The organism is Providencia sp. PROV210, from assembly GCF_028479445.1.
Classification (GTDB): Bacteria; Pseudomonadota; Gammaproteobacteria; order Enterobacterales; family Enterobacteriaceae; genus Providencia; species Providencia rustigianii.
The window spans coordinates 52,994-66,770 of the sequence record NZ_JAMPNQ010000012.1 but is presented as its reverse complement, the minus strand read 5'-3'; the positions used below and the strand labels follow the sequence as shown (position 1 = coordinate 66,770).

14 protein-coding genes are annotated in these 13,777 nt (G+C 42.3%); 6 read left to right on the top strand and 8 right to left on the bottom strand.

Annotated features, from left to right (window positions below; all coding sequences use genetic code 11):
- Positions 1-432 precede the first annotated feature (432 nt).
- Positions 433-2,157, top strand: a complete 1,725-nt coding sequence (poxB, locus tag PR761_RS09195) for a ubiquinone-dependent pyruvate dehydrogenase (RefSeq protein ID WP_006813851.1) — start codon at positions 433-435, stop codon at positions 2,155-2,157.
- Between the two features lie 61 nt (positions 2,158-2,218).
- Here the strand turns inward: poxB and PR761_RS09190 are convergent, their stop codons facing one another.
- Complete coding sequence (locus PR761_RS09190) at positions 2,219-3,130, bottom strand: DNA-3-methyladenine glycosylase family protein (RefSeq protein WP_218018301.1); 912 nt, start codon at positions 3,128-3,130, stop codon at positions 2,219-2,221.
- 167 nt (positions 3,131-3,297) lie between these two features.
- Between PR761_RS09190 and PR761_RS09185 the strand changes: the two genes are divergently transcribed.
- Positions 3,298-3,651: a DUF488 domain-containing protein gene (locus PR761_RS09185; RefSeq protein ID WP_039854614.1), complete on the top strand. Its 354-nt coding sequence runs from the start codon at positions 3,298-3,300 to the stop codon at positions 3,649-3,651.
- Between the two features lie 11 nt (positions 3,652-3,662).
- Positions 3,663-4,187 carry a DUF2569 family protein gene (locus PR761_RS09180; protein WP_112835915.1) on the top strand — a complete coding sequence of 175 codons (525 nt, stop codon included), beginning with the start codon at positions 3,663-3,665 and terminating at the stop codon, positions 4,185-4,187.
- 33 nt (positions 4,188-4,220) lie between these two features.
- Here PR761_RS09180 and PR761_RS09175 read toward each other — a convergent pair whose 3' ends face one another.
- Positions 4,221-5,789, bottom strand: coding sequence for an ATP-binding cassette domain-containing protein (locus PR761_RS09175; protein WP_006813847.1), 1,569 nt, complete (start codon positions 5,787-5,789; stop codon positions 4,221-4,223).
- A gap of 309 nt (positions 5,790-6,098) precedes the next feature.
- On the opposite strand from PR761_RS09175, the gene PR761_RS09170 reads away from it, so the two are divergent.
- Together PR761_RS09170 and PR761_RS09165 are read left to right on the top strand one after the other, a co-directional pair.
- On the top strand, positions 6,099-6,401 hold the full coding sequence (locus PR761_RS09170) for a helix-turn-helix transcriptional regulator (RefSeq protein WP_039854611.1): 303 nt from the start codon (positions 6,099-6,101) through the stop codon (positions 6,399-6,401).
- Between the two features lie 6 nt (positions 6,402-6,407).
- The gene (locus tag PR761_RS09165; RefSeq protein WP_039854609.1) at positions 6,408-7,667 is read left to right on the top strand and encodes a type II toxin-antitoxin system HipA family toxin; all 1,260 of its coding nucleotides are present in this window, start codon (positions 6,408-6,410) and stop codon (positions 7,665-7,667) included.
- Between the two features lie 89 nt (positions 7,668-7,756).
- Here PR761_RS09165 and glpD read toward each other — a convergent pair whose 3' ends face one another.
- The 6 genes from glpD to PR761_RS09135 form a co-directional block, all read right to left on the bottom strand.
- Positions 7,757-9,259 carry a glycerol-3-phosphate dehydrogenase gene (gene glpD / locus PR761_RS09160; protein ID WP_006813844.1) on the bottom strand — a complete coding sequence of 501 codons (1,503 nt, stop codon included), beginning with the start codon at positions 9,257-9,259 and terminating at the stop codon, positions 7,757-7,759.
- 258 nt (positions 9,260-9,517) lie between these two features.
- Positions 9,518-10,276, bottom strand: a complete 759-nt coding sequence (locus PR761_RS09155) for a DeoR/GlpR family transcriptional regulator (RefSeq protein ID WP_006813843.1) — start codon at positions 10,274-10,276, stop codon at positions 9,518-9,520.
- Positions 10,277-10,304: 28 nt separating this feature from the next.
- Positions 10,305-11,150, bottom strand: coding sequence for a rhomboid family intramembrane serine protease GlpG (gene glpG, locus PR761_RS09150; RefSeq protein ID WP_006813842.1), 846 nt, complete (start codon positions 11,148-11,150; stop codon positions 10,305-10,307).
- A 15-nt stretch (positions 11,151-11,165) separates the two neighbouring features.
- On the bottom strand, positions 11,166-11,489 hold the full coding sequence (gene glpE, locus PR761_RS09145) for a thiosulfate sulfurtransferase GlpE (RefSeq protein WP_006813841.1): 324 nt from the start codon (positions 11,487-11,489) through the stop codon (positions 11,166-11,168).
- Between the two features lie 92 nt (positions 11,490-11,581).
- Positions 11,582-12,160 (bottom strand): Fe-S biogenesis protein NfuA, encoded by a 579-nt coding sequence (gene nfuA / locus PR761_RS09140; protein ID WP_006813840.1) that lies wholly within the window; start codon positions 12,158-12,160, stop codon positions 11,582-11,584.
- Positions 12,161-12,225: 65 nt separating this feature from the next.
- On the bottom strand, positions 12,226-12,909 hold the full coding sequence (locus tag PR761_RS09135) for a hypothetical protein (RefSeq protein WP_039854606.1): 684 nt from the start codon (positions 12,907-12,909) through the stop codon (positions 12,226-12,228).
- A gap of 55 nt (positions 12,910-12,964) precedes the next feature.
- Here PR761_RS09135 and bioH point away from each other — a divergent pair, with 55 nt between their 5' ends.
- Positions 12,965-13,744 carry a pimeloyl-ACP methyl ester esterase BioH gene (bioH, locus tag PR761_RS09130; protein WP_006813838.1) on the top strand — a complete coding sequence of 260 codons (780 nt, stop codon included), beginning with the start codon at positions 12,965-12,967 and terminating at the stop codon, positions 13,742-13,744.
- Positions 13,745-13,777 lie beyond the last annotated feature (33 nt).

Genomic DNA, 13,777 nt, shown 5'->3' with positions numbered 1-13,777 from the left:
TATTTTAAGTGGGTAAATTTAGACAGTATTAACTTTATTTATTTTTGGCTAATTTATTATATTTCAGTCTGTTATGTGACCATGCGCATAATAAAAATTATGCTATAAAATATTTTGTTATTTTTATATATAGATATCGATAGATTGCCGATTTCAGAGTAAAAATATTAATTAAATAGAATGTTCTTTTTTGAAACGCGCTTGTCCTTTTACGACCTTGAATTTGTCCTGTTATTTCATTCTTCTTTCGATATTCACGGAGGAATATCTCGTTCTGATTTAGAATGAGTGTCACAAGTAGGAATGGGTAATTGATTTAGTTAGAATCCAAAGCATTCAACTGAATAAATATGAATATCAGCACTGGCTGCTAAATGCATCATTGTTATAGCGAATAAGCTAAATTTAATCTGACTTAAAAAGAGTGCCATTATGAAAAAACAGAGTATTGCATCATATGTTGCGAAAGTACTGGATAATGCCGGCGTTAAGCGTATCTGGGGTGTAACTGGGGACTCATTAAACGGTTTAACTGATAGCTTGCGTAAGCAAGGCGCGATTGAGTGGCTGGGGACTCGCCATGAGGAAGTCGCAGCGTTTGCCGCGGGTGCGGAAGCACAACTGACTGGTAATCTAGCTGTATGCGCAGGATCTTGTGGACCAGGAAATATGCACCTGATTAACGGGCTATATGATTGCCACCGTAACCGTGTACCTGTATTAGCCATTGCAGCCCATATTCCATCAAGCGAAATTGGCAGTAACTATTTCCAAGAAACTCATCCAACTGAACTGTTCCGCGAATGTAGCCATTATTGTGAAATGGTCACTAACCCTGAGCAAATTCAGCAGGTTTTGGGTATCGCAATGCGCAAAGCTATTTTGAACAAAGGTGTTTCAGTGGTGGTGATTCCGGGGGATATCGCATTAAAAGACGCTCCTGAATCGGCAAAAGAAACGTGGTATCAACCACAAGCGCCATTGATCATGCCTCAGCGCTCTGAAATTGAAAAATTAGCTGAGGCCTTGAATCAATCTGAAAATATTACCCTATTTTGTGGTAATGGTTGCGCGGGTGCTCATGATGAAGTGATTAAGTTATCTGAAACCTTAAATGCGCCAGTGGTTCATGCATTACGCGGTAAAGAGCATATTGAGTGGGATAACCCAAATAGCGTGGGAATGACCGGCTTAATTGGTTTCTCATCGGGTTATCATGCGATGATGAATGCGGATACCGTGGTGCTGCTGGGAACGCAATTTCCTTATCGCCCGTTCTATCCAACCGATGCAAAAATCATTCAGATAGATATTAATGCTGGCAGCTTAGGTTCCCATTGTCACCTTGATATGGGGCTGATTGGCGATATTAAAGCTACGCTAACGGCATTACAGCCTCATTTACAAGCTAAACAGAATCGTCAACATCTGGATGGTGCACTGAAGCATTATGCTGAGGCGCGTAAAGGGTTAGATGATTTGGCTAAACCGGGGCATGAAGGTTTAATTCATCCACAGTATTTGGCAACCAAACTCAGTGAGTTGGCAAACGATGATGCTATCTTTACTTGCGACGTGGGAACGCCAACTGTATGGGCTGCTCGTTACCTGAAAATGAACGGTAAACGTCGCCTGATTGGTTCGTTTAACCACGGTTCGATGGCGAATGCGATGCCGCAAGCAATTGGTGCACAAGCCGTAGATAAAAGCCGTCAAGTTATTGCGATGTGTGGTGACGGTGGATTCAGCATGTTGATGGGAGACTTTATTTCTCTATCACAAATGAACCTGCCAGTTAAAATTATCATTCATAACAACGGCGTATTAGGTTTTGTTGCCATGGAAATGAAAGTGGCTGGCTTTATGACAGCGGGCACTGACTTACAAAATCCAAACTTTGCAGCAATTGCTAATGCCGCAGGAATTAAAGGCATTCGAGTTGAGAAGAGTGAAGATCTGGATAGCGCGCTGAAGGAAGCTTTTGCCCATGATGGCCCAGTAGTCGTGGATGTACTAACCGCGAAACAAGAGCTTTCTATGCCGCCAGAAATTGAAGCACAAGAAGCGAAAGGCTTTAGCTTATATATGCTGAAAGCGATTATGAGCGGTCGTGGTGATGAAGTCGTGCAGTTAGTGAAAACCAACTGGCTACGTTAATCACTGCCATTAATTGTGAGATATATACCCCAATTCGGAGTACCGGATTGGGGTTTTTTCATTAATAGCCTGCGGCAGATTGATATCGCCATAAATGGGCTGCAACCAATGCTCGCCATGGCGCGAATTGCACTAACCAATGTTGGGTCTCTTTGGTGCTAGGCTGCTCGGTGTGGTTTAATAAAGTTTGCAGGTTACGTCGAACTGCTACATCCCCATGTAGAGAACCATCCAGATAGTTAAACCCACGCAGTAGCGCATAACTTATTGTCCAAGGTCCAATGCCTTTGATTGCCAGCAATTGCGCTGTAACGTCTTCGACATTATCGGGTGTAACGGTAAGATCAAGATCGAGCTGCTGGTTTTCAATGGCTTCACAGACGCCGCGCAGTGCAATAATTTTTCCAGTCGAAAACCCCGTTTTACGCAAAATATTGTCATCCACTTGGGCAACCTGCTGTACGGTTGGAAAACACCAAATTCCTGAAGAGTGTTGCATTCCTACGGCTTGAATAAAGCGTCTACGAATGGCAATAGCAGCTAATACACTGATTTGTTGACCGATAATCGCCCAAACTAAGGCTTCAAAGGTGCTGGCAGACTGATAGACACGAACGCCCCGCTGGGGAGTGATCAGTTTGCCCAGTATCGGATGGGATAAATAAATATCTTCAAACAGCTCCACGGGTTGGTTGAGCCCTAATAAATGTGTGGCTAAAGTGAGCTTTTCATGTGGCGTTGCACTGACTTGTAAAGCGTCGATGTCTAATGAAAAAGTGGCGTTATGATTTTCAATCGCCAAGGTAATTTGTGCGGGATATTGTTGCCAGATAATGCCTTTGCGTAAGGTATTTTCTGTCACGATCTCGGCAATATTTTGCGGATCACGTAAGTGAAAGGCAAAAAAATCATCAACTCGGTAGTGAGGGGGCAACAATAATTGGATAGTTTGTGTAGGGGTCATATTCATCATCTTCTTATTTATGACCCTTTTAGGTCAAATTTTGATAAAAATTGCGAGTCGCTACATTTTTAACCGTGGGAGTATGTTAATTTTATTGAATATATAGGGAGTAATTTATCGTGCCCACAGGTATTCATCAACGGGATAGTGGTGAAATAGAAAGAGGAATAATTCCGATGATTTATTGCAAACGGGTGTATGACGCGAGTAGTTCACAGGACGGCTATCGAATTTTAGTCGATAGATTATGGCCACGAGGTATTAAAAAAACCGATTTACAGTGTGACGAATGGCATAAAGAGGTTGCACCCTCAAATGAGTTGCGTAAATGGTTCCATCAACATACCGATCAATTTGATCAGTTTATTGAGAAATATCGTCAAGAATTACAGGCTAATACAGCGTGGCAAGTATTGGTGGAAAAAGCGAGGCATGGCAATCTAACGTTGCTGTATAGCGCTAAAGATACCCAGCATAATCAGGCGCAAGTTTTAAAGGCGTTTATAGAAGAACAATTACAAGAAAAATAAAGGTTATCAGAATGGAAGTAAATTCATCATCAAGTGGAGAACCTTCGCCGGTTTCCTATTCTACACTGAAAAATGAGCTAAAGGTTCAGCCTCGAGGTATTGGTGGTTGGCTGATTTTACCCTTACTGGGCCAGCTGTATATGTTGTGCAATTTAATCTCGATGATGCTACAAGATATTACTTTGGTTAAAGGGGTTTGGTCTCTTGCGACGGATTCAGATTCTGATTTCTATATTGCGGGGTTTGCGCCCACTTTTTATAGTGTTCAGGCGGGGTTGGGCGTGGTGATTGCCTTGATGTTATGGTCTTTTATCGCTGCGTTTAAAGGTAAAAGTAGCACCAAATTATTGTTTATTATTACCATGTTGCTTTATGTATTTATTATCGCGATTGCTCGCATCGCATTTCCACTCGCTTTTGACTTAGAAATCGATTTTAACTATGTGATGAGCTTATTCTATGCCAGCTTGTATTGTTTGATTGGCATTGTTTACTTTTTGGTGTCTGCTCGGGTAAAAAATACGTTTATTCATTAAGTTGCAGGGCTGTGAACGCCAGCCCTGATGCTGTTAATCCGCTAAATCTAAGGTATGCGTGATATTGCACTGTTCCACAAAAGTGTCATCGTGGGAAACGAGCAATAGTGTGCCTTGGTAGTCTTGCAAAAGTTCCTCAAGCAGTTGTTTAGAATCCAAATCTAAATGGTTATCTGGCTCATCCAGCAATAATACTGCGGGTGGTTTTGGGCTATGGATAAGCGCTAATAATGTCGCTTTGAGTTGTTCTCCACCGCTGAGTTTATTCAAGGGTAGCAAGGATTTATCTCCTCGAATCCGCAACATACCGAGTTGAGTTCGCCATTGTTCTAGGGGGATAGCAGGTTGATATTGATGTAATGCTTCAGCAACAGGTAAAGACTTATTTAATAAGTTAAGATGCTGATCCAGATAACAAAACTCCCCACTGATACGATGTTCACCTGAAATTGCAGTAAGCTCTCCCGCTAATACTTTTAAGAGTGTCGATTTTCCGCAACCATTTCTGCCTTTTATATGCCAGTGCTCGCCGCTATACGCAGTGAATGATAAAGGTTGGTTATAGCCGTAAGGCAGCATTATTTGAGAGACAAATACCGTGATTTTTCCGCCTTCACGTTGGTAATTCAATACCATTTTTTGGGGTTTTGTGTGGTTAATTTTATCTTGGTTTTCTTGTAATTGATTATGTAAATTACCCAGAACACGCTGATGGCGTTCAGCAACATTGGATTGTCTTTTCTCTGCGCGGTTTTTTTGCATATCCAGTAATAACAGAGATTGAGAGCCGCTATTACGGATTTGTTCTCCCTGTTTACGTCGTTGAGCGGCTTTTTGTAACGTGGCTTGCTGCTGTTTTTTCTCTTGGCGAATTTGTTTATCTAAATGCTCCCCTTGCGCTTCAATGGCTTTGATTATCAAGGTTTTTTGTTCATCATACAGTGTGTAATTACCGCCGTACTCTTGTAGTCCTTTCTCAGTTAATTCAAAGATAGTATCCATTTTATTGAGCAAATTACGGTTGTGGCTGATCACTAGGCTACCCGCTTTGTGCTGACTAAGCTTTTCGCTTAGCCATTGACGCCCAGCACTATCGAGATGGTTATCCGGTTCATCCAATAATAGGTAGTGTTCAGAATGTAAAAATGCACGGCATAGAGCTAAGCGAGTTCGTTCTCCGCCACTCAGTTGCTCAATCGGGGTTTCCATGGAAACTGGTAACTGTGCAGAATCCAATAGACTTTGCCATGTGGCAGGAAGATGCCATTGGTCTTCAGCTTGCTCAAAATCTGCCAATGTACCGTGACCCGCTTCAATACGAGCAAATACTTGATGTAGTTCATCGACGCCTAACCCCTGCGCAATAGTGTTGCCGGGTAAGCGGGTGAGCTGATCCACATGGATAAATGGCATGTGCCAATTAACGTTACCGCTGCTGGGAACGAGTTGTTGGGCAAGTAAGCGCATCAATACTGATTTTCCACGACCATTGTGACCAATTAGGGCGGTTTTTTGGCTAAATAGCGAACCCGTTAATGGTGGAAATAGGGGCGATTGATGAAATTCAACGGTGAGTTGTGAAAAGTGGCAAACCATCGTCATAGAAACCTCCAGAATATAGAGGGCAGACAACGGGATGCTATCCTTCGCAAAAGAAGAGATCAGAACGTTATGTCTGCCAGGAACAGAAAAATGAATACCTTAAAGAAGGCATTGGAAATATTTTCTGGCAGGACTTAGTTCATCGTCAGGAAGACTCTCTTTGAAAAGTGCAAGATTGCGGACGAATTATAGGCAGGGTGCGAAGAAGATGCAAGCCTAGGTTGTATGAAAAGTAAACTTGCAGTAATTGACCTTTAAATCCATAATATTGTGTGTTAACGGCAATATTTTAATTTAAGGCATAATATATTGGATTTAAGACTGAGTAAACCGAGTGAAATTGTCAAAAAACTCTGTGAAAGATTACGTTTAGAGCGACTGACATTAAAAATGACTCAGCTTGATGTCGCTGAACGTGCTGGAGTGAGTGTAAATACAGTTTCAAATCTAGAGGCAGGGAAAAATGTCAGCTTTGAGAATATTATCCGAGTTGCAATGGTGCTTGGACGTAGTAAAGAGCTTGAAGGGCTGTTTTTACCTAACTTAAATAGTGTTGATGATATTATTCGCTATGACGAGAGTAAAAATCGTCAACGGGTGAAAAAAGGATAGGTGAAAATGCTTAATCGAGTTGATGTGTATTATAACGGATGGGGAGAGCATTGGTTATGGGGAACTCTTGTTTCAACAACCAATATTACGGGACGTCCTCTGATCGCATTTGAATATAGTCATGAGGCTAAAAACAAAGGATTGGAACTTTCATCCCTACTTCTTCCATTACAAGAAACTCAACTTCGCACCAATTTTCCATCTCATCAATTAGGGTTACCTGGCCCTGTTTATGATGCGCTACCGGATGGGTGGGGTATGTTATTAATGGACCGCTTGTTTAAACGTCGAGGTCTGAATGCCGCTAGAATAGGTGCATTAGAGCGTTTAGCTTATATCGGTGATAATGCGATTGGTGCTATGTCATTTGAACCTATTTCCTCTGAACTTGAGAATGGCGAAATTGATATTTCTCTTGAGCAGCTAGCTGCGGAAGTACAAGATGTATTAAATGGGGAAGGGGAACAATTTCTCCAGCAATTATTACAAATTGGTGGTTCCCCTCAAGGCGCTAGACCGAAAGCATTAATCTATCGAGATCTTAAATCTAACTTATTCACCACTGTCAGTTCCCCTAATTTAGAGGCTTGGTTAGTGAAGTTTCCTGCAAACCATGAACACCCTGAAGTTTGTGCAATCGAAATGGTTTATGCAGAATGCTTGCGAATGTGTGGAATTCAAACCCCAGATACTTTACTTTTTACGTTGAAAAACGGGTTAACAGCATTTGCGTCTAAACGTTTTGATAGGGAAAATAATTTGAGAGTACCGATGCAAAGCCTTGCATCTTATACTGGTGCTGACTATACAATTCCTGGGTCTATTGATTATCTTACTTTCTTACGAGCAACCCATAAATGTACGAATGATGTACGAGAGAAAAAGCTTGCTTTCGAACGTGCAGTTTTCAATGTTATCTTCAATAATCGAGATGATCACCCAAAGAATTTTGCCTATGTTATGTCCTCATCAGGGGAATGGAAGCTTGCACCAGCCTATGATGTTACTTTTTGTGAAGGTCCTGGTGGGTATCATCAAATGGATATTATGGGGCAAGCTCTGGAGATAGATCGTGGCTCATTGCTGGGTTTAGCTAGGGATGCGGATATCAGCGAAGTTAATGCGAATGAGATTATTAGTAAGATATGCCAAGTAGCTCAACAATTTACTCGTATTGTTAAGGATAGATATGAAAATAAAATTACTCAGCAAACACTAAAACATATCCAGCAAAGAATTAATGAGAATATGAGAGTATTGGATTAGGTTTAAAAGTAAAAGAGCCAATCTGTGGGTACGGATTGGCTCTTTTGGTATAACAACGAGTTTTTTACGATTTTATCTCTTTGACGAGATTATGCTGTCACAGCCACTTTAGTGTGCTCTGCTAGCCATTGTGCAATGCGCTGTTTTTCTGAATCATTCAGCCACATGCCCAATTTGGTACGACGCCAAATTGCATCGTCTAATTCTACAACCCACTCATTTTCGACTAAGTAACGCAGCTCTGCTTCATACACATTAGCGCCAAATGCTTCGCCAAGATCAGCAAGAGAATTTGCACCCGCCAAAATGAGCTTACTGTTGCTACCGTAAGTTCTTGCATAACGCAGTGCCAGACCTTCTGGCAGCCATTGGTAATGTTGACGCAGCACGCGGGCATAACCATCACGGTCGCAGCCTTCAATATCACCGCCTGGCAGCTGGCCATTTTTAGTCCATGGGCCGCTAGCATGTGGATAGTAAGCTGCTAGTTTACCCACAGCTGCTTCCGCTAATTTACGGTAAGTGGTTAATTTTCCACCGAATACTGATAGTAAAGGTGCTTTGCCTTCTTCATCGTGAATGTCTAATGTGTAGTCACGAGTGATAGCTTGTGGGGAGTCAGATTCATCATCACACAGAGGACGAACTCCGGAGTAATCCCACACAACATCTTGTTTAGTCAGTTGTTTTTTAAAGTGGTCGTTATACACTTTTAATAGATAATTGACTTCGTTTTCGTCAATTTTTACATCTTTTGGATCGCCGTTGTACTCGACATCAGTGGTACCGATGATTGAGAACTCATCCATCCAAGGGATCACGAAGACAATTCGATTATCTTCGTTCTGTAAAATATACGCTTGTGGCTCATCATGAGCGCGTGGAACCACGATGTGGCTACCTTTGATTAGGCGAATACCATAAGGCGATTTCAGTTTTAAGCCATCATCAAAGAACTCTTTTACCCAAGGACCGGTAGCATTGACCAGACCTTTGGCTTTCCAAGTATGAGTTTCGCCAGTGCGTAAGTCTTGAGCTTCAACAACCCATAAACCGTTTTCACGATAAGCGCGAGTGACTTTAGTACGGGTACGAACTTCACCGTTTTTACGTACCACTTCTTGAGCGTTTAATACCACTAAACGCGCATCATCAACCCAACAATCTGAATATTCGAAACCTTTGGTTAATTCAGGTTTTAACACGGAATTTTGGTTGAATTTTAAGCTCTTACTGCTTGGTAAGCTAACGCGTTTTCCTAAGTGATCATATAAAAATAGACCAATACGGATCATCCACGCTGGGCGCAAGTGTGGTTGATGAGGAAGACGGAATCGCATTGGAAATGCGATATGTGGAGCCAGTCGTAACAGAACTTCACGTTCCGCAAGAGCTTCACTGACCAGTCTGAACTCATAATGTTCAAGGTAACGTAAGCCACCATGAATTAATTTTGAACTTGCGGATGAAGTTGCACTCGCTAAGTCTTGAGCTTCTAGCAGCAGTACAGATAATCCACGCCCCGCGGCGTCTGCCGCAATACCAGCGCCGTTGATTCCGCCGCCAATTACAATCAAGTCTTTAGTTTCCATGCATCCCCCTGAGATGTTCGAACAACTTTCTATAATGTTCGTTTTCGCTCATTTGATTGTAATCAAATTTTGTATGTATGCCAACCTGTAATGCATAAAAATAACAAGCGCGTGATGCTAATAACATTTTGTGTATAAATTTAATCTGTTTAATAAATTGTTAATATTGCAATGAAATGACAAGGGGATGAAAAGAAAGGAAAAAGGTAGAAAAAGATGATGGCAGCTGGGCTACCATCATTGAGAGAGAATTTTTAACTAGCAGAGTTCTAATTGAACGTTATGCTGCTCGATGACTTTTAAAATACTGTCAGGGGGCATTTGATTGGTAAATAGGTAATCAATCAGATTCATATTACCTAAATTTACCATAGCGTTACGACCAAATTTTGAGTGGTCGGTAACTAACATGACGCAGCGAGAGTTTTCAATAATGGCTCGCTTAGTACGCACTTCGTGGTAATCAAATTCTAACAGGGAGCCATCCATATCGATGCCGCTGATCCCCAGAATCCCATAATCCAATCTAAATTGGGAAATAAAATCGAGGGTCGCTTCACCAACAATCCCCCCATCACGGGAGCGCACTTCTCCACCGGCCAGGATCAAACGAAAATCCTCTTTTGGCATCAGCAGAGTCGCCACATTTAAGTTATTGGTCACGACACGTAAATTTTTATGGTTCACTAAGGCATGAGCCACGGCTTCAGGGGTCGTTCCGATATCGATAAATAAGGTTGCGCCATCAGGAATTTGGCTAGCAACATGCTGCGCAATACGTGCTTTTTCATCTGACCACATAATTTTACGGTCATTGTAAGCGGTATTGACGGAGCTAGAAGGCAAAGCTGCGCCACCATGGTGCCGTAAGATCTTATTCTGTTCAGCAAGCTCATTGAGGTCTCGACGAATGGTTTGAGGGCTGACCTCAAATTGTTCGACGAGTTCTTCAGTACTGACATATCCCTGAAGACGCACAAGTTCAACAATTGCATCATGTCTCTGGGTTTGTTTCACAGCGTTAGCCTCTAATTATGAAAATGTTTTATTTGGAGCTTTGGTGTTTAAAACTAAGCCTATTATCCCATACTCCCATCAATAAACCGATGATTAACCCCGAAGTATGTGCGGCATTGGCGATATCCATGCCTAAGAGATCAAAATAGCCAAAAAATAGCCAAACAATAGAGAACACCATTAGCCCACGGGGGATGCCGATACCGATTTCCGGACGACGTTCACCTGTGATCCAAACGTAGCTGACCAGAGCATAAACTACTCCAGATAAACCACCAAAATTGTTTTCGCTAAACAGCGATTGCCCCCAGTTACTAAAGAGTGCGGAGACTAAAAAGATCGTCAACAGTTTTCCTGTTCCCATTTTTTTCTCCACCTGACCTGCCAGAAACCACCACAGAGCAAGGTTGAAGCCAATATGAGAAATGGAAAAATGGACGAGGGCAGGGCTAAACCACCGCCATAATTCACTTTGTTGGTCGCCAATTGGCCAGCCTAAATAAGACAGAACCTCTCGTGGGTCTGCCATGGTGACCCAAAGATACACAATAATAGACAGCAGGATAACTGCGATAGTCAATGGGCCGGATTGCTGTTTTAAATAGCTAAAAGTCAGATAATTACGATATTGAAACTGGGCATCAGTGCGACCTGTTTGCCAGCTGGCTTCAAGATAACGAGGGTCATTCGGATTTTGTAAAAAAATTTCTAGTTCTTTGCGAACCAGCTCAACCTGTTGGTCGTCTGCTAACCATACCTCAAATTGTTGTTGTTCGGATGAAGGTTGGATTTGCAGATGGATATGTTGGCTCGCCATATAGTCGACAAACGCTTGTGCCATCCGTGGGTTAGCAAACGAAATAATATGGATCATGGATGCGTTTCTCGTTTAGAGCGCCGTAATGGCTTGTGGGTATGTCCGTGACCATGCTTCAAACCCGCCATTAATGCTATATACAGATTCGAAACCAATATTAATCAGATATTGTGCTGCACCTTGGCTACTGTGCCCGTGATAGCACATCACCATAACAGTTTGTTCATAATCAGTTTTTTCTAAAAACTGGCTAAGAGTTTCATTGGTTAAATGATAGGCACCCGTTGCATGACCAGCACGAAAACTTTGGGGATCGCGAACATCGACAAGAATTGCACTACCATCGACTAAATGTTGGTAAGCTTGTTCAGGTGTTAGTGTCTCAAAATGGTCCATAAAATACCGGATAGTTAGGAAAAAACCCGTCAGGGATAATCAATTTGGCATCCGTCAATAAATTGCGGATGCCAAAATTAGAGCAGGGAAAATTAGTAGAAAGAGTGCTCGCCACGTTGGTGCTCAGTTAGGTCTTTAACACCTTTCAGTTCACCGTCGAACATCTTCAGTAACTCTTTTTCAATCCCTTCTTTTAGAGTCACGTCAACCATTGAACAACCATTACAGCCGCCGCCAAACTGTAAAATTGCAAAGCCATCTTCAGTGATTTCCATTAAAGAAACTCGACCGCCATGACCTGCTAATTGCGGGTTGATTTGGGATTGTAAAACGTATTCAACACGTTCGATTAATGGCGCGTCATCAGAGACTTTACGCATTTTTGCGTTAGGGGCTTTCAGTGTGAGCTGAGAACCTAATTGGTCAGTGACAAAATCAATCTCCGCATCTTCCAAGAATGGTGCGCTAATTTCATCAACATAAGCAGAGAGTTTTTCAAACTTCAGCTCTTTATCAGTGGCTTCTACAGCACCAGGAGGGCAATAGGAGACACCACATTCGGCGGTTGGTGTGCCTGGGTTAATGACAAATACTCGAATTTGGGTTCCTGGCTCTTGACCTTCCAATAATTTGGAAAAGTGAGCCTGTGCTGCTTCAGTAATATTAATCATAGTCTCTTGCTCAATATAATAGTTGACTGCTTTAGTTGGTTATAATACGCCCATTTACACCTATCCTACAAGGTGCGACACAGTGACCATGCATCAACAGTATGCGCTCCCGCACAAATCAACAATTGTGCAGCGGCATTCATTGTGGCGCCTGTTGTAATAACATCATCAATAATAGCTATGTGTAGCCCATAAACAGAAGTTTCAAGGGTAAATGCCTGATTTAGGTTTTTGTGGCGTTGATGACGTGCTAAGGAAACTTGTGCCAGTGTATCACGAGTGCGTAGTAATGAATTTTGCGAATAGCCAATATTTAGCCATCTGGCTAATCTATCGCCAATGAGTTCCATGTGGTCGAAGCCTCGACGCCAGCGTCGACGCGGATGAGCGGGTATCGTCATCAATAAATCGGGTTTATTCCAGCGTTGCTGACGGTAGCCCATCTGCCAAAACAACAGAAAAATTCGAGTCAATGCAGAGGCCAACTGAGGTTGCCGCTGAAATTTATAATGGTGGATGAGCTTGCGTAGTGGTGCTTGATAGGGGCTAACAGCAATTAATCGTTGCCAAGCGGGGGGATGTCTTAAGCATCGACCACAAGGAATATGAGGCTGTTCGCTAGGTAAGCCACATTGTAAGCAACAGCGAGGCATCATCGGTAAGCTTTTGAGACAAAAACTACAAATGCCCTGATGGGGTAATTTTAGTGATTGATGGCATAGCCAACAGCCCCCTTCCATTGTTAGCATAGGTTCATCCTCAATTGAGAAATTACAATAAAAGCTATAGCAAGAGAGTGTAATCATGGCGCAGTTATATTGGCAGACGGTAGGTGACGGAAAGCAAGATCTTGTGTTACTGCACGGATGGGGGCTGAATGCACAAGTGTGGCAAACACTCATTCCGCGAATCGCTTCACAATTTCGCATTCATCTCGTTGATTTACCAGGATATGGGCGTAGCCAAAATTTTAGCCCCATGAATATTCAGTCAATGGCAGAAACTTTATGGGCGCAGGCACCTAAAAATGCAATTTGGTTAGGGTGGTCGTTGGGGGGATTGGTTGCCAGTCGCATTGCTCTTGACCATTCCAAGGAAGTAAAAGGTCTTATCACGGTGGCATCTTCCCCATGCTTTGGGGCTGAAGATAATTGGGCGGGTATAAAACCTGATGTACTTTTAAATTTTGAAAAGCAACTTTCTGCGGATTTTCAACGTACTGTAGAACGTTTTTTAGCGTTACAAACCCTAGGTACAGAGAGTGCCCGTGATGATGCTCGTACTTTGAAATCCGTCGTATTGGCACAACCCATACCCACGGTTGATGTGCTCAATGCAGGATTGGAGTCTTTGCGTACAGAAGATTTACGTGAAGAGCTGAAAAACCTAGCGATACCATTCTTGCGTATATATGGCTATTTAGATGGTTTAGTTCCGCGTAAAATTGTTGGGATATTGGATGAGATGTATCCAGAGTCCAAATCAGTCATGATACGCCAAAGCGCCCATGCTCCCTTTATTTCCCATCCTGATGAGTTTTCTAAATACTTAATTGAGTTTTCAAATCAATTAGATAAGCCATAAGCTCGCTCATTTAATTGATTTTTAGTTAATGGG